This window comes from Fructilactobacillus sp. X3R5C2, assembly GCF_059901175.1.
Genome location: NZ_JBWXVC010000001.1, coordinates 239,279 through 258,619, shown reverse-complemented (window position 1 = coordinate 258,619; position 19,341 = coordinate 239,279). Strand labels below are relative to the sequence as shown.

21 protein-coding genes, 1 tRNA gene and 2 riboswitches are annotated in these 19,341 nt (G+C 39.2%); of the genes, 11 read left to right on the top strand and 11 right to left on the bottom strand.

From position 1 onward, the window contains the following. Nucleotides 1–60 precede the first annotated feature (60 nt). Nucleotides 61–1,668, bottom strand: a complete 1,608-nt coding sequence (locus AC6UD4_RS01305) for an ArnT family glycosyltransferase (RefSeq protein ID WP_500693496.1) — start codon at nt 1,666–1,668, stop codon at nt 61–63. A gap of 161 nt (nt 1,669–1,829) precedes the next feature. On the opposite strand from AC6UD4_RS01305, the gene AC6UD4_RS01300 reads away from it, so the two are divergent. Continuing rightward, complete coding sequence (locus tag AC6UD4_RS01300) at nt 1,830–2,744, top strand: proline-specific peptidase family protein (RefSeq protein ID WP_500693495.1); 915 nt, start codon at nt 1,830–1,832, stop codon at nt 2,742–2,744. 35 nt (nt 2,745–2,779) lie between these two features. Here AC6UD4_RS01300 and AC6UD4_RS01295 read toward each other — a convergent pair whose 3' ends face one another. Next, the gene (locus tag AC6UD4_RS01295) at nt 2,780–4,327 is read right to left on the bottom strand and encodes an ABC-F family ATP-binding cassette domain-containing protein (RefSeq protein WP_500693494.1); all 1,548 of its coding nucleotides are present in this window, start codon (nt 4,325–4,327) and stop codon (nt 2,780–2,782) included. A gap of 118 nt (nt 4,328–4,445) precedes the next feature. On the opposite strand from AC6UD4_RS01295, the gene AC6UD4_RS01290 reads away from it, so the two are divergent. The 8 genes from AC6UD4_RS01290 (at nt 4,446) to AC6UD4_RS01255 (ending at nt 11,301) form a co-directional block, all read left to right on the top strand. Next, nucleotides 4,446–4,826, top strand: a complete 381-nt coding sequence (locus AC6UD4_RS01290; RefSeq protein WP_500693493.1) for a VOC family protein — start codon at nt 4,446–4,448, stop codon at nt 4,824–4,826. A 112-nt stretch (nt 4,827–4,938) separates the two neighbouring features. Further along, nucleotides 4,939–6,585: an APC family permease gene (locus AC6UD4_RS01285; RefSeq protein WP_500693492.1), complete on the top strand. Its 1,647-nt coding sequence runs from the start codon at nt 4,939–4,941 to the stop codon at nt 6,583–6,585. Between the two features lie 80 nt (nt 6,586–6,665). Continuing rightward, a complete protein-coding gene (locus tag AC6UD4_RS01280; RefSeq protein WP_500693491.1) occupies nt 6,666–7,196 on the top strand; it encodes a hypothetical protein in 531 nt (176 codons plus the stop codon). Between the two features lie 74 nt (nt 7,197–7,270). Continuing rightward, nucleotides 7,271–7,780 (top strand): YbhB/YbcL family Raf kinase inhibitor-like protein, encoded by a 510-nt coding sequence (locus tag AC6UD4_RS01275; RefSeq protein WP_500693490.1) that lies wholly within the window; start codon nt 7,271–7,273, stop codon nt 7,778–7,780. 16 nt (nt 7,781–7,796) lie between these two features. Then, nucleotides 7,797–8,264: a universal stress protein gene (locus AC6UD4_RS01270; protein WP_500693489.1), complete on the top strand. Its 468-nt coding sequence runs from the start codon at nt 7,797–7,799 to the stop codon at nt 8,262–8,264. A 162-nt stretch (nt 8,265–8,426) separates the two neighbouring features. Then, nucleotides 8,427–9,230 (top strand): alpha/beta fold hydrolase, encoded by an 804-nt coding sequence (locus tag AC6UD4_RS01265; RefSeq protein WP_500693488.1) that lies wholly within the window; start codon nt 8,427–8,429, stop codon nt 9,228–9,230. A gap of 16 nt (nt 9,231–9,246) precedes the next feature. Continuing rightward, a complete protein-coding gene (locus AC6UD4_RS01260) occupies nt 9,247–10,431 on the top strand; it encodes an O-antigen ligase family protein (protein WP_500693487.1) in 1,185 nt (394 codons plus the stop codon). Nucleotides 10,432–10,533: 102 nt separating this feature from the next. After that, a complete protein-coding gene (locus tag AC6UD4_RS01255; protein WP_500693486.1) occupies nt 10,534–11,301 on the top strand; it encodes a flavodoxin family protein in 768 nt (255 codons plus the stop codon). A 51-nt stretch (nt 11,302–11,352) separates the two neighbouring features. Here the strand turns inward: AC6UD4_RS01255 and thiM are convergent, their stop codons facing one another. The 9 genes from thiM to AC6UD4_RS01210 all read right to left on the bottom strand — a co-directional run bounded on the left by thiM (nt 11,353) and on the right by AC6UD4_RS01210 (nt 17,054). After that, nucleotides 11,353–12,144, bottom strand: coding sequence for a hydroxyethylthiazole kinase (gene thiM, locus AC6UD4_RS01250; RefSeq protein ID WP_500693485.1), 792 nt, complete (start codon nt 12,142–12,144; stop codon nt 11,353–11,355). Nucleotides 12,145–12,148: 4 nt separating this feature from the next. Then, nucleotides 12,149–12,787, bottom strand: coding sequence for a thiamine phosphate synthase (thiE, locus tag AC6UD4_RS01245; RefSeq protein ID WP_500693484.1), 639 nt, complete (start codon nt 12,785–12,787; stop codon nt 12,149–12,151). A 5-nt stretch (nt 12,788–12,792) separates the two neighbouring features. Next, the gene (gene thiD / locus AC6UD4_RS01240) at nt 12,793–13,599 is read right to left on the bottom strand and encodes a bifunctional hydroxymethylpyrimidine kinase/phosphomethylpyrimidine kinase (RefSeq protein ID WP_500693483.1); all 807 of its coding nucleotides are present in this window, start codon (nt 13,597–13,599) and stop codon (nt 12,793–12,795) included. Between the two features lie 19 nt (nt 13,600–13,618). After that, entirely contained in the window at nt 13,619–14,257 is a 639-nt protein-coding gene (locus AC6UD4_RS01235; protein ID WP_500693609.1) for a TenA family protein, read from the bottom strand. Between the two features lie 66 nt (nt 14,258–14,323). Next, a riboswitch (TPP riboswitch) is annotated at nt 14,324–14,414 on the bottom strand. Between the two features lie 45 nt (nt 14,415–14,459). Continuing rightward, a complete protein-coding gene (locus AC6UD4_RS01230; protein ID WP_500693482.1) occupies nt 14,460–15,023 on the bottom strand; it encodes a cysteine hydrolase family protein in 564 nt (187 codons plus the stop codon). 15 nt (nt 15,024–15,038) lie between these two features. Beyond that, nucleotides 15,039–15,707 carry an SDR family NAD(P)-dependent oxidoreductase gene (locus AC6UD4_RS01225; RefSeq protein ID WP_500693481.1) on the bottom strand — a complete coding sequence of 223 codons (669 nt, stop codon included), beginning with the start codon at nt 15,705–15,707 and terminating at the stop codon, nt 15,039–15,041. A gap of 224 nt (nt 15,708–15,931) precedes the next feature. Then, nucleotides 15,932–16,003 (bottom strand) — tRNA-Arg (locus AC6UD4_RS01220). A gap of 46 nt (nt 16,004–16,049) precedes the next feature. Further along, complete coding sequence (locus tag AC6UD4_RS01215) at nt 16,050–16,376, bottom strand: hypothetical protein (protein WP_500693480.1); 327 nt, start codon at nt 16,374–16,376, stop codon at nt 16,050–16,052. 57 nt (nt 16,377–16,433) lie between these two features. Then, the gene (locus AC6UD4_RS01210; RefSeq protein ID WP_500693479.1) at nt 16,434–17,054 is read right to left on the bottom strand and encodes an LVIS_2131 family protein; all 621 of its coding nucleotides are present in this window, start codon (nt 17,052–17,054) and stop codon (nt 16,434–16,436) included. An 83-nt stretch (nt 17,055–17,137) separates the two neighbouring features. Further along, nucleotides 17,138–17,227: riboswitch (TPP riboswitch) on the top strand. Nucleotides 17,228–17,290: 63 nt separating this feature from the next. Here AC6UD4_RS01210 and AC6UD4_RS01205 point away from each other — a divergent pair. Together AC6UD4_RS01205 and AC6UD4_RS01200 are read left to right on the top strand one after the other, a co-directional pair. Next, nucleotides 17,291–18,655, top strand: coding sequence for an ATP-binding cassette domain-containing protein (locus AC6UD4_RS01205; protein ID WP_500693478.1), 1,365 nt, complete (start codon nt 17,291–17,293; stop codon nt 18,653–18,655). Then, nucleotides 18,645–19,289 (top strand): energy-coupling factor transporter transmembrane component T family protein, encoded by a 645-nt coding sequence (locus AC6UD4_RS01200; RefSeq protein ID WP_500693477.1) that lies wholly within the window; start codon nt 18,645–18,647, stop codon nt 19,287–19,289. Before AC6UD4_RS01205 ends, AC6UD4_RS01200 begins: the two co-directional genes overlap by 11 nt. The last annotated feature ends 52 nt before the right edge of the window (nt 19,290–19,341 follow it).

Below are 19,341 nucleotides of genomic sequence, written 5' to 3'. Positions count from 1 at the left end.
TTATACCACATTCCTCCACTCAAACGCGGAGACGCCAGACTTCATAACCTTATTTTAAGATTATGCTTTTCTTTTTAGTAACCAATATACTGACTTCCGATTATTGGGAGCCTTTTGTTCATGAGTGGATACGACCCGATAATTCTCTAACAGGGTTTTGGATGCTGGTCTAGTAGAATCGTGTCTGCCAAAGTATGTTTTGATTGAATCAGCTTGATTGGTCTTTACGACAATCCATTCAACCGCCTTCTTTTTAACAACTTTATTTTGTGACTCGACCATTTTAGGGTTCTTATCATACGAGATATTGTTGATCTGGAAATAATACTGCGTGGGAAGTGCTCCTGAGACCGTGTACATGCCAAGATCAAGATATCCGTAGTTGAGAAGGGTTGGAGTTCCCTTACTCTCTTTTCTAATAATTTTGCCAAACTTCTTTTGCGCGGTCTGCGGATCACTAGGATCCAGCGTTTCCTGATTGTTATTCGGAAATAATTTTGATTTTTGAAAATTACCGTTAACCCCCATGGTAAAGAACAGGACTAAAAGCGTCATCAAAATAAACGTCGAAACAAGTCGCTTACTAGGCAATGTAATTTGCTTATAATTTAGTCCTTTAGCAATTAAAACGACCAACGTTACAAGAACGTACGGCATAAACGCTAATTGGTAATAGACGTATAGGGTATCTGGGGTATAGCTGTAAACAGCAAAAAAAGCACTCACAAACATCATACACAAAAAAATATTCTTTTCCGCCCCATGATTAAAGACGACAAAAAGAATTAACGGAATTGCACCCAAAACAAAGAGTTGCGGTTTATCAATTAAAAATTCACTAAAAATGGCTAGTGAGCCAGCAATCTTCGTGAAAATTCCACCATTAGCTGAGGTGCTATAAACCGTCATGTTGGAAACAAAATAAACGTCGTAAAAGGCTTTAAACGAGTTAGTAACGAGAAAATAAATTCCCCAGGGTACTATCGCGGCCAAAAAACCAACGCCACTTGAAAAGATCAACTTAAAAAGACTACTAAACTTTTTATGATACAAATAAACCAGCGCAAAAATAATGTAAAAAGCAATCCAAGTGCCCAACAGCGTGTATTTAGATAAAAAAACCACCCCAACTAGGAATCCCTGAACTAACCAGTTCACGTTACTAATCGCAAAATGATTGTGGCATGCTTTAAAAGTTAAATAAATGGCCGATAAAATCATCGGAAACACGAATTCTTCCGCCAGGCCACCATAGGTAAAATACTCTTGAAACATTAAGAAAAAGGGCGTTATAAGTGCCAAAATTGAAGCAGTTGGTTTACTAACGTATAAATGAGCGGTTTTAAAAACCAAAAATAACGAGGTTGCTAATGCAATTATTTCTGCTATGGTAATTCCAATAATCGAATAGTGACTGATTAAATAAGCGAGCCCATAAAGCAGATAAACGTATGGCCCCTTTTGCTCAAAAACATCCTTGTACGGAACTAGTCCGTGCATCATACCCTTGCCGACCGTAAAGAAACAGTTAACGTCGGGCGAATAATCAAAATAATAAAGTGGCGATGCGTAACTAAACATCCCAATAAAGATTAAGGCTACGACCACAAAAGCCCAAAAATAACAAACGTTTACATTTTTAATGAAACGTTTTATACGGAACTCCATTTCCGATCCTACTCCTTTTTAAACCGTTCCCATTATATCCTAGAATAATTGTTATGTACACGTTTGAACGTGTATCACACGGGTACGTTGATTCTTCCACACTTTTTTTACCATTTTAAAGTGTTATCATAATAATTAAACTAATTAGGTAGGTGAATGTTATGAAACAAGGAACTAAAATCATTACATTAGATAATGGTTACCACCTATGGACTAACACTCAAGGGACCGGAGACATTCATCTTCTCGCCCTTCATGGTGGCCCGGGTGGAACACATGAATACTGGGAAAACACTGCGAAACAACTGAAAAAACAAGGACTAAACGTCCAAGTTCACATGTACGATCAATTAGGTTCGTGGTACTCCGACACTCCCGATTTTGATGATCCGAAGGTAGCTAACAAGGTTTTAACCTACGACTACTTCCTTGACGAGGTTGAAGAGGTTAGACAAAAACTCGGAATCGATAAATTTTATTTGATTGGTCAATCTTGGGGTGGTGCTTTAGTTCAGATGTACGCCGCTAAATATGGTGATCACCTGAAAGGTGCCATTATTTCTTCAATGGTTGATCGGATCGGGGACTATACTGACCATTTAGCTCAAATTAGAGAAAAAGCGCTCACCCCCGAACAATTAGCGTACATGAAAAAATGCGAAGCAAATAACGATTACGATAACGATAAGTATCAGGAACTGGTCGAACTCTTAAACCGTGAATATGTGGATCGAAAGCAACCCCCTGCAATTGCCCACGTCATTGATACCATGAGCAAACCGATCTATAACGCCTTTCAGGGTGATAACGAATTTGTCATCACTGGAAAGTTAAAAGACTGGAACTTTACTGATTATTTAAAGGACATCAAAGTTCCAACACTGGTCACTTTTGGTGAACACGAAACCATGCCAATGGAAACCGGAAAACGAATGGCTAAAATGATTCCAAACGCTCAATTCGTTTCAACCCCAAACGGTGGTCATCACCACATGATTGATAATGCCCCCGTCTACTACGACCATTTGGCCAACTTCATTAGACAAGTTGAAAATGGAACTTTCAACCAAAAATAAGCAAACGAAAAGACACTTCAAAATGAAGTGCCTTTTTATTTTTGGTTTAAACTTAATTTTTCAACATCAATGGTCTTGTCAACCAATCCATCATAAAAACTGGCTTCATGACTAACAATGATGGCATTCCCAGGAAATTTAATAATTGCCCGTTTTAAAGCATTTTTAGTCTCATCGTCTAGGTGATTAGTCGGTTCATCCATGATTAAGAAATTGCTTTTTACAAATTCCATCAAAGCCAATTTGACCTTAGTTTGTTCTCCACCAGAAAGCTCACCAATTGGTTTCATGGCGTTAGCAGCGTCGAGTCCACAGCGACCCAGCTGGGAACGAATCTCCTTCTGTGTCAACTTGGGATACTTATCCTGAATGATTTGCAGGGGTGTCATCTTACTATTCGGCCAGATCAAGTCTTGACTGAAATAGTTAACCTTCGCGGATGGAGAAAAGTTAGCCTTTCCCCCCTTTGCCGGAATTTGTCCGAGGATTGATTTAATTAAGGTTGACTTCCCAACCCCATTAAAGCCCTGAAGCCCAACTTTCTGATCAGTATTAACGGAAAAGGTAACTGGCTTAAGTAACGGTTGATCGTAACCAACTGACAGTTGGTCAACCACTAGTGCGTTCTGGGATCCAGTATCAGCATACGGAAAGTCAAAAGAAGCTTGAATGTTACTTGAAGGTGGCTCAATCACATCCATTCGTTTTAACATCTTTTCCCGTGATTTAGCCATATTGGAATGACTTCCGGCCTTGTTTTTCTGAATAAAAGTTTTGGCCTTGGAGATCTCTTCTTGTTGTTTCTCGTACTCCCGCTGCTGGGTCATTTCTTTTTCGTCTTTTTGTCTCATGGCGGACTTGAAGTCACCACGGTACTTAGTGACCTTCCCAAACGCAACGTTCACGATACAATTCGTTACTTTTTCTAGAAAGTCGTAGTCATGGGAAATGATCATCGCTGCCCCATCAAAACTATTTAAATAATCTTCCAACCAATTAATGTGAGCCGTATCCAGATAGTTAGTAGGTTCATCAAGCAAAATTACATCGGGATGTTCCAAAATTAATTTCGCTAAAATAATCTTAGAGCGTTGTCCCCCACTCATTTCAGAAATGGTTTGGTCTCTTCCAATGTCGTCAAGACCCAATCCATTAATCACCTGCTCGACTTCAGTATCAATATCATAAAAATTACGAGATTCAAGTTGTTCTTGGATTCTTCCCGCTTGTTCAAGTAACTTTTCGTCCATATTGTCGGCATATTTTACGTACAAATCGCTCATATGCTGATTCATGTTGTAGAGGTCTGAAAAGGCAGTATGCAAAAAATCAATCAGTGTCATTCCCTTTGGAATATTAACGTACTGATCTAGGTAACCAACTTTGGTCCCCTTTTGCCATTTGATGTCACCAGATAAGGGCAATTGCTTATTGGTCAAAATCTTAATCAAAGTTGATTTTCCAACCCCATTTTGGCCCACAATTCCCATGTGCTCACCTTTATTTAGCTGAAATGTAGCATCCGAGTACAGGTCTTTGTCGGCAAAACTCATACTTAGATTAGATACACTTAATAACGCCATTATATAATTCCCTCCATTATTTCATAACTTATACCGTAACACCGAATCGCAATCAACGTCAATCAGGTGAATTTGAGTGGTATAATTGTATGTACATTTTTAAAAAAGAGGAGTGCCTATGAAAATCAAAGATATTGATCACATCACCCTATTGGTAAACGACATCGAGAAATCGATGCGCTTTTACCATGAGGTTTTAGACTTACCAGTTGTGATCGAAACTGATTCTAGAATTGAATTTCAGCTGGGTCACCAACGACTCGTTTGTGTCACAAACAAGGAAGATAATGTTAAACCAGAAAATCCAACTCCTGGTTCTACCAGTTTCAGCGTGGTTGCAAGGGATCCACTTGACTCAATCCAGTCACATTTAGCCAACTACTTTATTGAAGTAGTTGCAGGACCGATCGAAAGTCAGGGACATAACGGTAAAATGAATTCACTATTTATCAATGATCCAGATAAAAATTTGATTGAAATTAGAGAGTATCAACGATAGGAATGAAAGGGAATACAACCCGGCTAAAATCCCCATCAAATAGTGTTTTTCAATTTTACAACCATAATCATTTTTGTTATATTCGTCGAATACGCAAAAAGAAAGGATACTTATGAAAAAAGAAAATTCGAAGGACAATTCAAATCAAAATGTTACTAAACCAAAAATGAGCCTTTTCAGTGTCACGATGCTGGCACTAAGCTCCATCATTGGTTCAGGATGGTTATTCGGTGCCTGGGAGGGTGCTAAAACCGCTGGTCCAGCTGCCATTATTTCGTGGATCATCGGTGCCGTTGTGATTGGTGCAATTGCGTTTAATTACATTGAATTAGGAACCATGTTCCCAGAAAGTGGAGGGATGAGTAAGTATGCCCAGTATACCCACGGCCCTCTTCTAGGATTCATCTCATCATGGTCTAACTGGGTCTCACTTGTAACGCTGCTTCCAATTGAAGCGGTCGCTGCCGTTCAATACATGAGTTCATGGCCCTGGTCATGGGCCAACTGGACTCACGGGTTTTACGCCAATGGCACGGTTACTACCGAAGGGTTATTCGTCGTTTTTCTCTTCATCTTAGTGTTCACCTTGTTAAACTACTGGTCAGTCAACTTACTGACTCGTTTCACTACTTTGACTTCAATTTTTAAAATTGTAGTTCCAGTTCTTACCATTATTATGCTACTTGCTTCTGGTTTTCATCCCGGAAACTTTAACAACGTTCAAACTGGTGGATTTTTCCCATACGGAACGGCTCCAATCTTTGCGGCTACCACCGTATCTGGAATCATCTTCTCTTATAATGCTTTTCAAACGGTTATAAACGTTGGTGATGAGATTACCAATCCTAAGAAAAACATCTGGCGGGGAATCGTTATTTCACTTTTAATCAGTATCATCATTTACGTTATGTTACAGTTCACTTTCGTTGGTGTTATTGACCCGTCAACCTTAGCCAAATACGGTTGGCATGGTCTTAATTTCAGTTCACCATTTGCTGATTTAGCCATTATGTTGAACTTGAACTGGCTAGTAATTCTACTCTATTTAGATGCCTTTGTTTCACCCTTTGGGACCGGAGTATCATTTGTTGCTTCAACTAGTCGGACACTAGCAGCAATGACCGAAAATGGTCATATGCCAAAGTTTTTAGGTAAGATTAACCAAAAATGGGGAACTCCTAGAATCGCAATGATCGTAAACTGGATTGTCAGTTGTATCTTGGTATCAGTGTTCAGAAACTGGGCTGTTTTAGCCAGTGTTATCTCAACGTCAACCTTAATTGCATATTTGACTGGTCCAGTTACCCTTGGATCATTACGTCTCCACGCTCCTCACTTCAAACGTCCAGTCAAAATTAGTTTTGCTGGAATTATGGCACCACTTGCCTTTGTTCTTGCTAGTTTGGCAATTTATTGGGCAATGTGGCCTACTACTATTGAAGTTATCCTTGTTATTATGCTGGGGCTGCCGTTTTACTTCTTCTACGAAAACAAGAACGGCTGGAAAAATACCCTGACCAAGTTTCGTGGAGGAGCTTGGATGGTCGCCTATTTAATCTTTATGTCAGCGTTTTCGTATATCGGATCCGCACCATTCGGTGGTCAAAACTGGATTCATTACCCATATGATTTTATCGTAATTATTGTAGTTGCACTACTGTTCTTTTACTGGGGTGTCTTTAGTTATCAGCGCACTGGCAACATGCTCAATGCTAAAAGCGTCAATGAACAGGTCGATGATGATCAGGTCAACCATTAGTTAAGTTAATGCAAAATCATAAGGATTTTGTTATAATGCGTATGCATCTTGTTTTTCTTGAAATGGATGGAGGGATTCTTATGAATAGTCAAGATCCAGATTCGAGATACGAACGTTATGACTTTAATGCCGCAAATGGTCCAAAGCACCAAAAGAAAAACTTTAAGGCTTGGCCATGGGTTCTAGGTCTAGTAGTGATTGTGATCCTGCTAGTCTTTGGAATTCACTTTCTGACAAGCGGCAGTGGGAATCGGATGAATGGATCCTCCACAAGTCAACAGAGTAGCAGAGCTATTCAATCAGAAAAGAAAGCAAAACACTTTAATAAGGCGGAACAAGCTACGACCAACAAGGAAGCGTCAGTAAACAGGAACCAACAAGCACCAACAAATCAAAGTGGGTCACAATCATCAAACGGAAATAATTCCAATGGAAATAATTCAACGAGTGATTCTAGTTCGATGTTTGCTACACCAAAATCATTTGACTCGGTTCAAGACGCTAAAAACTATGCACACGCTACTCAAAGCAGTTGGTTAGCAGCTGGTTACTCTAACTTTACAATTGAGCGGAATGGTCAGGGCTTTTACACCTTGCAATTTGTTAAATAAGGAACTATTTATAGTTCCTTATTTTTTTATATTCAAATGAATTTGGTATAATGAAGTGTATAGGAGGCACTATTATGAAAATTAATACTCCACTTCAAAATGGATTTTTACCTGATAAGTATACTAAACACGCTGACCCAGATGAAATGTTAGATGGTAATCCAATCATTTCATTCCCGATCAAAATCTCTGATATCCCAAAAAACGCAAAGTCACTAGTAGTTATCCTACTCGACGATGATTCAATCCCAGTTTGTGGTTTTACTTACATTCATTGGGTGGCTGCTAACATTGATCCAAATATATCTGAAATACCAGAAAATGCTAGCCAAGATCAATCAATTAACATGACTTTGGGGAAAAATAGTTTAGCTGGTGGACTAGTACACGTTACTGATTCAAAATTAAATCAACACTACATTGGTCCTACTCCTCCCGATAAACCACACGATTATCAGTTGTATGTTTACGCCTTGGATCAAAAACTAGATTTAACCAACGGCTTTTGGCTTAATGAACTAAAGAAAAAAATGGCAGGACACGTCCTTGCCAGTGCCGAACAAATTTTACCAGTGAAAAACTAAAACGGAGGCTTTCATAATGCTAAATGGATACAAACACATTCTAGTACCAGTTGATGGATCAAAAGAAGCAGAGGCTGCTTTATACAAGGCGGCAGCGGTAGCACAAAGAAATAAAGGCCGAATTGACGTCTTAAACGTGATTAACACCACTAATTATGGATACAGCCTAGGAGTTGTTGATGGCAGTGTTATCACCCAAATCGTTAATGAAGAACTTAACTATTTAAAGGATTTAGTTAAGAAAGTCAAGGACCAAACTGGCATTGACGATATTCATATCCATGCTCGGTTTGGAAGTCCTAGAGAAGTAATTACTTACGAATTTCCCAAGGACCATCAAACCGATCTAATTATGATGGGAGCGACTGGTAAGGGTCGCTTGTACCGCATGCTTGAGGGTTCAGTTGCCGGATACGTTAACTCACATGCCGCCTGTGATGTGATTATTGTTAGAACCAACATGGAGAATACCCCAATCAAATAGTTAAGACTTATTTAAACAAAATAGCTAAGCCCTTGCGCTTGGCTATTTTTTATTGCCTTTTAAAGATCAATTCATTTCAACCATCTAGCTGAATCACGTTAATTGTTATATGATGTTAGATGTTAGTGTACAAATTTAAAATAATTAAAAGGAATGTTTGCAATGCACATCAAAAAAAGAAAACACACCAAATCATTCATTGCCCTCTTTATCATCATCGTGATCGCCATCTTCGCCGGTGGCGGTTATTATTATTGGCATAACCATGGTAGTTTTCTCAGTAAATTAGACGTTAATCAAAGCGATACCGCTACTGTGTTCATTCCCGGACTAGGTGGAAATAACATCACGACTGGTTACATGGTTGACACCCTAAATCGTTACCACCTAGCAACCAAAACCTTACAACTGTATGTGAAAAAGGATGGTACCGTTAAAACCACTAAACAATTCCATAAGTTTGGTGCTGATAATCCGACCGTACAAATTGTCTTTCAGGACAATCATCATCCCTATTTTCAATCAACCCAAATGCCAAACGTAATGCGCTATCTGTACAAGAAGTACAACGTTCGTTCAGTTAACATGATTGGGCATTCGTCTGGTGGAAACATTATTTACTATTACCTAGCTCATTATCCCAATCTTAAAAACGTTCCAAAGGTTAAAAAATTTATCTCGCTTGCAACGAACTATGCTCCAAACGATCCCGACGTAAAGAACCTCCCAAAAGACCTTCAGATTCTTAATCTAGTTGGGGATATGAACCATTCTGGAACGGATGGCGAAGTTACAATGAAAAGTGAAATCCCAATGAAGAATCTTGTGACTGGCTACGTCAAAAGTTACAAGCTCTACGTATATCACGGAAACAGTTCTCAAGCTCAGCACACAATGCTGCACGAGAACCCATCCATCGTTAAGATCATCGCAGAATACTTCTTCACCGATAAGATGACCCAATAATTGGAGAATTTAATTAATGGCTTTAACCAATAAAAATCATTTATATCAGCTCGTGTACGTGCTGAGTTACGTTATTTTTCTGGCATCATCAGTAATCCTTTTGAACAGTCAATTTAATAACGTATATTCCGCTAAAAGTTTCTTGCAATGGCAAATCGCAGGGGTAATCACGTTAGTTGTCATTGGAATCCAAATCGTACTATTACTTACCAGGAGACATAACCCTAAACAGTGGACAATTATCATAATCATGGCAATCATCTTTATCTTGTCATATCTTTTTCATTTAAATGTGATTACCAGTACCCTATTTTTATTGTTCTTATTCATGGCCAACGCTGACTTACTAAATCAAGATGCGTTCGCAACCATCGACCTTGCAACTAAGCTCGTTGTTCTATTCGTGATTTTAGCCTTTTTGATTTTACACGTGTTTCCACCACAAAATGCCATTTCCTTTACCAGAGGCTCATCCACTAGATATGCAATTGGATTCACTCATCCAAACGTCTTAAGTGGTTTCATCTTAAGCATTTGCTGTTCGGCCCTCTTGCTAATACAACACAGTCGAAAAAAACTGACGTACCTCGTATATGCCTTTATTTTCGTTAGTTACTTAATCATTGCCTACCTGACTGGTTCACGCGGATTTATGGTTGCTGGAGCTATCCTAGTACTTGGATTCGCTTTGAGCTTTGTTCCCAAAATCACTCACCTACTACTAAAAATCACTTGGATCCTGGTTTCATTGACTTTCGTAGTAGGAATCGGCATGGTCGCTTGGGGTTCATCACTGCCATTATTCAACGTGTTGAATCGTGCCCTTTCCGGTCGTCCCGGACAACAGTTAACCGTCATTCAATATTTCTATTCGCCAAAGCTAATTGGACAAAATATGCCCCTGTTGGGTGCCCGATCAAACTTGTGGGTCGATAACACGTTCTTGTTCATCTTATTAAGTACCGGTTTCATTGGTTTAATGTTGATACTGGCATTATTTCTTGCTAGTGCTTACAAGGCTAAACAGGACGATAACTATTTCCTTTGTGTGATTTTAATTGCCCTTGCTGTTCAAGGCATCATTGAAACCCAACTTACTAATGCTTACATGTTTGCACCGTTTATTTACGCTTTTGCACGAGTAATCCAGCCAGATCATCTTCATCAGCAGGCAATTGGGAGACACGTTAAAACCACATAATCAAAACCCATCATTAATGATGGGTTTTTTAATTGATATTAGTTTCACAAAAATATAACATGAAATAGAAAGAATTAATTAATTTCAAAGGAGGTCATAAATTTGCGTTATCTAGCATTTTTAGGATCACAAAGTAAGGATGGCTTGACTGCTAAGTACCTTAACGCAGTTATTTCAGGTCTTCCAAAGGATGCGCAGGTTGAGACATTATTTCTGCAAGATTATGACATCAAACCAGATAATCTCAAAAACCCCAATCCAACGCTTGACATGATTGAAAAGAAAATGGAAGAAGCGGACGTCTGGATCATTGCATCCCCGACGTACTTTGCTGATTTATCAGGAGTTACCAAAAATCTATTCGATTGCATGCGTCATCGAATGGTTAAAATGAACAGTATTGGTGATACCTTGCCCGGTAAGTTTAAAAACAAACACTACCTAAGTCTGACTACTTGCTTTCTCTCCTCATTTCAAAACTTCTTTACCGGCATTACCGATCAAACCTTTCGGACCATTGATAAGATCATGACCGCAGCTGGTCTAATCAAACTTGGAGAGGTTATTGGAACACATACCTGGGGAAGTAAGGGAATTCCTGACCCTAAAAAAATTGAACTGTGTAAACGGTGGGGACAAAAGATTGCCAACAAGCCACGAAAGGATGATAGTACTTTGAAACGTTATATCGAATTATTTTGTATGATTGCAGTAATGTCACTAGTGACAATGTTAATTGAAGGATTAGTTTTTGGACTGAAATTTAACGGAGAATTTTGGCTCTTCTACGTAGCATTTGTGGTTATTTTCTATGTTCTTCTAGCAATCTTGCTTCACTTCTTTACGTTCTTAAGACATCGTCGTCGTTAAACTTAAAACTAAATAAAAGCGACCAATTGTTAACAATTGGTCGCTTTTATTCTAATCATCGCTTTTTTCAATTTTAATTGTATCGGAAAGATGATGGTCATCCAGTCGGTACAAATTATTGAAGAATTCGACTTCAAATGACGCCGGCTCATCCGGATATTTTTGCTCCGCTAGTTCACCAGCAATGCCAACCATAGCCGTCCCTAGTGCAATTTCATGAACACTTTGATGGTGAGCGGCAACCACGCCAATGACACCATCTAAAACATCTCCAGATCCAACGTTGATTGCTAATTCATGACTGCCGTTGTGGACCACATACGTTTCCTCCCCATTCGAAATTACGTCGTCAACTCCTGAAATGACAACCGTGGAATGAAATTGTTTAGCAGCCATTTTAGCAACCTGAACGCGATCACCATTACCGTCAGCAGCATCAATTCCACGACTGCCCCAGTCAATTCCGGCAATAAAGGCAATCTCACCAACGTTGCCACGCAAGACATCAATATTAATTTCACTACTAATCTTCTTAAAAACTTCCGTTCTTAATTCTGAGGCACTCACAGCAACTGGATCAACCACCACCGGTAAACGACGGTTATTAGCCGCTTGACCAGCAATTATATCTAATTTAATACTATCATCGTTCATCGTCCCCAGGTTTAGGACCAAACTGTTAGCAATTGCCACCAAGTCATGACCCTCATTTGAAGAGTCACACATAATTGGTGAGCCACCAACATAACTAATTGCATCCGCTACTTTCTGTGGGGTCACCATGTTAGGAATGTCCAAAACAACGGGATTTTCCCTTCTAATTTCTTCTAAAATCGACGTCATACTATCATTTCCTCTCTAGTTTGCTAATTGTCTTTTCAACGTTAGTGCTGTCCATAATTGCTGATATTACCGCAATTCCAGCGTTTGAAACCTGATAAATTGACTGACAGTTACTTGCATTAATTCCACCAATCGCAACTACCGGTAAAGAGACCTGTCGTTGTAGTTGAACTAAACCAGAAACGCCAATCGGTGACTCGGCATCCGCTTTACTAGTGGTCGGAAAAATTGGTCCAATTCCTAAATAATCAATGCCAGTGAGAGGTTCACTACGTTTTAACTCTTCTTTGGTACTGATCGACAATCCAACTATCATTTCTGGATTATCATGAATCACCTTTTGCACGCTCTCATCACTTTGACCAACGTGGATCCCGTCCGCATTAATCTGATTAGCCAAATCCACGTCATCGTCCACAATTAGTGGAGTATGATGTTTAGTGGTTAAATGACGAAGTTTCTTTCCCATCTCAATCCTTTTCAAACCCGTAAGTGAACCTACACCCTTTTCACGGTACTGAAAAGCTGTAACACCAGCATCTAAAGCTTGGTCAATGTGATCCAAAAATTCAGTTTCAGAACCAGCAAAATTTTGGGTACCCGCCACCAGGTATATTTGCAGCATTTTTTTGTTAAATTGCATATTTATTACTCCCACATTCCATGATTTAGGGGCCCGTGTCCATGACCAATAATTAATGGTTCCCTGATAATTTTATCCAGATAATCTTTCCCAAAGCGAATGGCAGTTTCCATACTTTCACCACGCGCTAAAGCCGCGACAATTGCTGAAGAAAGCGTGTCTCCCGTGCCATGAGTCCGAACCGTATTCACCCGCTCGGCAGTCAACCAAAAATCAGATCCATCTTGTAAAAGAACATAGTCCTTTACGATCTTATCCGTACCATGTCCGCCTTTAATCATGACGTTTTTAGCACCAGCAATTTGAATTTTTCGTGCTGTCCTTTTGATTGCTTCATCAGATGCAATGGACTGATTCGTAATCTTTTCCGCTTCAGGTAAGTTTGGTGTTACTAAATCGGCCAATGGGATCAGTTCGTTAATCAAGGTTTTAATGGCGCCGGCTTCAAGTAGCACTGACCCTCCCTTGGCTACCATAACAGGATCAACAACAATTTGACCTAACTTGTACTTTTTAATGTTATCTGCCACTAAATGAACGTGTTCTTCGTCAAACAAAGCTCCGGTCTTAGTTGCTTTAATATCAAAATCATCGCAAACGGAAGCAAACTGCTCATCAATAATCTTTTTCGGAAGTGGATACGTATCTTGAACACCAATGGTGTTTTGTGCCGTCACTCCCACTACCACGTTGGTGCTAAAAACCTGACAGGCCTGCATCGTTTTAATATCAGCTTCCATCCCTGCTCCACCACCAGAATCAGTCCCAGCAATTGTTAGTGCTTCTGGATATTGATTTATTTCACTACTCATAGTTCCCTCCTAAAAAGTTCTAAGCGTTATACATTTTGTTCCAAAAATCCAATTCATAATGACAACTATTCTGAAAAACTTGATTTGCGGTGGCCCTTTCGTTTGGATGAATTTCTGCCTGGAGATTAATAAAAGCAAAAATTTGCTTTACCTCATCTGCATCAGCGTAGAATTTGATCCAGTCACTAAATGGATTATTAACAAGGCTAGTTTTATTTAGTTCAGTAGCAGCTACATAGTAAGTCCAAATACACGACGCAAGTGCACTCAATCCAACTAGAATCGACTTAGTGCTCACGGCTTCACGCATACTTTCAACGTAATCCTTGGTAACGTTGAACATGCGGTCATCTGGAAGCTCATCATCAGTCACTTTTGCAACTTTTAACATGACCTCGTGAGGTGTGCTTTCGTTTTTAATTCCGGCAACGCAACCTGCTAAAAATTTTTTCAAATTAACATCACTTGTTTCAGTTTGAATTTGTTGAAACTGTTTAACGTAACCGTCTAGATACATTTCGTCCTGTTGAACGTAGTTAATTAGCGCCTCTTCTGGTACTTTACCGCTTTTAATTCCTCTAACATAATCACAATGCATGATTTGATTCATTATTGTTGTCGCATTACTTATCAATTCATCGGTGAATTTATTTGTCATCAACTACTAACATCTCCTACACAAAAAGGCTCCTCATAATAATGAGGAGCCTTCAATTATATTCTTAATTAAAGATCGCACGATTCCTTTCGCAGGTATTAACCAGTTCAAGTTCAATGGGTATAGTCTCAGCCACTTGGCACCCCCTCATACAGCTATTCAATTAATTTTATTATATTCCTTAAAATTTGGCATGACAATCCTAATCAACTACTTCGGCACCCAAGACGGTCTTAAAGTGATTCATCGCAAACTTCTGACCCAAATTAGAAAAGGTTGCTACCCCACTTTTATGAATAACCAAGTTGTAAGCAAGGTTATATCCAGCAATTGCGGTGTGCAACACACAAATGTCGGTGCAAACACCCACGAGATGGAGAGTCTTAACGTTTCGTTCTCTCAATCTAAGATCTAGATCAGTGCCAGCAAACGCACTGTACCTGGTTTTATCCATTTGCCAAACGTTATCTAACTTTTGGTTCTTATCAAACCACTTTCCGACGTTTCCATACAACTGACGACCCCAAGTTCCCCGTACGTTGTGAGTTGGATACAACTTTGTTTCAGGACTGTATGGATCATCCTTTTTATGAACATCAGTGGGAAAAATAACAAATTGACCATCATTTTTGAATTTTTCAGCCAAGTCGCTAATTGACTGGTCGAGATCTTGAGCTGGCTTCCCGGCGGTCAAAGACCCTTGATCATCAACAAAATCATTGGTGTAATCAATGATTAAAAGCGCACTTTTTTCTTTATCAGCCATTTTTAATCTTCTTTCTTAAAAATCTGACGGCTTCTCCGGATATTTAATTTCTTTTTCAGAACGATCTTCAGCGGCTTTCACGTATACTTTGGCAACATTATCAGGTTGCATCTCTTCACTACTACCAGACAACCCCTGAATGGTAATCAAGCCAACGTAAATATTATCATCTTGAACCGCATCATGAAGTGAAAAGGCATAATCACTTAAGGCCGCCTTAGTGGCTGCTAAAGTGACATTCCCCTTGGTAGGATGAAAAGCAGCTCCACCGCCAGTAATTAGAATGTTCCGGTTTTCCTTTTGATCGTCTGAAAGGCCAACGAATTGGCGGGTTGTCGTAATGGCACCAAAAACGTTGGTATTGTACATTTTCTTAATCTGGTCTAATGGTAATGAGAATGGTGTATCTAGAGTCTTATCACCCACGTTATAAACCATGGTTTGAGGAATCCCGTATGCCATTTTAATCTTACTAAACACGTTTGTTACCTGCGCTGGATCGGTAACATCAGCAGCAATAAAATCAGCTTTAATCCCTTCTTGATTCAAATCTTTAACAAATTGCTTTAACTGATCAGCATCTCTAGCCACCATAATCGGTGTCTTGCCAGCTTCACCAAACTTTTTGGCAATTGAAAAGCCAAATCCTTTTCCAACTCCAAAAATTACTACACTTTCACTCATAAAATTCCCTCCTAAAGTTGATTCAAGAAAATTTTACCACCATTCTGACAGACGAGCATTTTTTATGTTTTGTTATTTAAGCACAAAAGGAGCCCCACTACCAAAAGTAGTGAGGCTCCTTTGCGACTTAATCTCCGTTAACTAAGTATACCAGTTTTAATAATTTTGTCAGCCCTTACATTTGCTTTCTATAGGTATTTTGAAAATAACCGGCAAATAATATATGCGCCCCCCGAGAGTCGAACTCGGATCATGAGGACCGAAATCTCATGTGCTATCCATTACACTAAGGGCGCTTAACAAATACTATGCTATCGATAAACACAGTAAATTGCAAGTAAATTATTCATTTGCGACCTTATTTGCGCTTGCTTCAAGGTCCAACTCTAACTTTAGCGAATTATCCTTAAAGTCGTCAATTAAACTTTGTCCTTTAGAAACGTATTTTCCAACCGTTCTCCCAGTGATGTTAACAAATTCAATTGTTTTAGCATCAACTACTTTTACAGAGTCATAATGGCCTTCTTCCGCTGCGTCCAGATAGGCTTGAGCTAATTCCCCGATGTTATCAAGGATCAGCTCATCCAGTGTAATCGTTTTACCATCTTTTTTTAGTTCGTTTAACAAATTTTTAATTTCATCCAGTGTCTCTGGAATTTTTTCACTCATTTTAAACACCTCAATTTAAACAAAACCACCGATACGTACTTATCGGTGGTCAATTAATTATTTTTCTTTTTGCACAAACGTCTTATTTGGAACTCTGATTAAGATGAATTGGTTAGCATCCTTACCAGCATGCATCCCCAAACCGTTCCAAAAGTTTCCTTTGTATCTCAGGGTAACCACCTTGGCCCATGCATTTTGAAAATGCTCGTCATTTAACTTGATGTTTTTATGCTTCAACTTGTAACTACGGCCAGTGACTTCAGCATTTCCACGCGTAGTAACTACCTGAGCATTCGTACTTGGTAGTTGATACTTAATGTTCTTTAGCCAGAACGAATACTGCTGGATCGGTCCTCTATTACCTTCAACCTTTACGTAGTAGGAGCCATTCTTATCACTTTGAATAATCAATGGTTCGACTTGAGACGTCGTAATCACGTTTCGATTATTGGTTTTAGTAATATTTCTGAAGAAAGTCGTATATACCATCAAAGTCAGCAGCAAAACAAAAAAAACAATTTCTCCAACTGATATCAAAAAATTACGCCATTCAAAAGTTTTTTTATCCTCGATAATCATCTTAATTCGTCGTGATCGAATATTTTTAATCATAAAGATCAACACGATTAACACAACTATCCATGCAACTACACCTATAAGATTCCACCATGAATTCATGAAAGTATCCTCCGCTTCATTTTCCTATCTTCCCTATTCTAATTGAAAATTGATTTTTATGCCATCTTTGATATACTAAGTTTAATTAAACATAGGGGTGCCGAGTGGCTGAGATCATACCCGTTGAACCTGACTTGGACAATGCCAGCGCAGGGAATATAAGATTAAGCTTAGATACATCAGCTGGACGTTCTCGCACTCGCGCTTGAAACGTCTTTTTTTATGGAGAATAATCAATGATAACAATTAAAAATCTATCATTTTCATATCCTGAACAGGATAAAATTCTAAATCAGGTCAATTTAAATTTCGAACCAAATAGCATCAATCTCCTGTTTGGTCCCACTGGTAGTGGTAAAACCACCCTCTTAAAACTAATTGCTCAATTGTATCCAAAATATAGCAAAGGGCAACTAACCGGAAAAATTGACATGGATGAAAAACCAGCCATGTTATTTCAGGATCCAAACCATCAGTTTGCGATGAAGACCGTCAAAGAAGAACTCATTTTTGCCCTTGGCAACCTTCACGTTGACCCTGTTAAAATGCCCAACCGGATTGACTCTGCTTTAAAGTTTTGTGGTATTAATGAACTTAAAAATCGGGCCATTACCACCTTGTCGGGTGGCGAAAAGCAAAAAGTTGCCTTAGCCGTGACAGTTGCGATGAAACGTCCCGTCCTTTTACTGGACGAACCATTTAGTAACGTTGATGTTGATAGCAAAAAAGACATCATCGAACGTCTAATCCAGTTAAAGAAAAAAAGTAATCGGACCATCATTATCTCCGATCACAACCTTTCTGACTATCTCGACGTGGCTGATCATTTCTTTAACGTCCAAGCTGGCTCCGTTCAAGCGGTTCCAGCTGATCAGATTAAAGATGAACTTGCAAACGACCCTAAAGAAGAGATCCACTACAAGATTATGTCAAATAACGATCCCGTGATTAATTTATTAAATTTTTCCATGACGAACGGTAATCAAAATCTAATTGAACCAGAAAACATTGACCTGTATCCCGGAATCACTTACCTAAATGGGAAGAATGGAAGCGGAAAGTCCACCTTCTTTAAGGCGCTGTCTCGCCTCCATTCGTACAACGGGGTCGTCAAAATTATGAATCATAACATTAAAAAGTCTTCACTTCCCTCTCTCATGAAGTCCGAAAACTTAATTTTCCAAAATTCAGAAGACCAATTTTTAACCATCACGCTTAAAGACGAACTGACTCTAGCCAAGAAAAATGCCATCACCAAACAATGGACTGATGACCGAATTAACGACCTCTTAAAGGCCCTACATCTTGATAATCTCTTGAATCGGGTTGTCTATTCACTAAGTGGTGGGCAAAAGAAAAAGCTCCAGATCGTGATTATGTTGATTCGGGATGCGCCCATCCTCATGCTTGACGAACCATTCGCTGGTCTTGACCAAAAATCAACCGTCATTATTTCACGGATCCTTGAGAATGAGGCTAAGAACGGGAAAACCATTATTTTTGCTTCCCATCAACGAACCGACCTCGTCGAAAATGCTGATTTCTTTATTGAACTTGCCAATCATCGATTAACTTACAAGGAGGATGTTCATGAATCCTAGTCTAAAATTCGTTCTGGTATTGATCATTGCCCTAGAAGTTTCTTTCACTACCAGTATCGTTGGTAACAGTGTGCTAATCGTCTGTGGACTCGCCTATCTCATAGTGAAACACGTAAACTTCAAGCATCTGTTATGGATCCTTCTGATTGCCTTCATTCCTGCGGTTGGGTTACTGATCTCCCAGATTTTATACGCTAAAAGCACGCACGCGGGAATCCTATTATTTACTCGGATCTACGTTTACATCGTCTATGGAGCGGCCTTCACGTTAACCACTAAATTATACGAACTGGTTAATTCGTTAGAGCAAAACCTCCGCCTCCCAAGTAAATTTGTTTATGGGGCCATGGCGGCTTTCAACCTTCTACCAGAAATTCAAACCGAAGTTAACAAGATTAAAACTGCTAGTTTGATGCGGGGAGTTAAATTACACTGGTGGTCACCGACCCTATACTTTAAAGCCATTTTATCAGCAATTCGCTGGTCGGAAAACTTAGCTCAAGGAATGGAATCACATGGTTTTGTCGAAGGTCAGCCACGAACTTTTTATCAGACCATTAAAATCACAAAGGTGGACTGGCTCGTCTTTGTTTTTAACGTCATTTTACTTCAAGTAGTTCTGCTTCTGCTCTAGTATTCTTTGTCTCAAATAAATAAATTAATGTATAATAGAGTCAAGTAAGCGA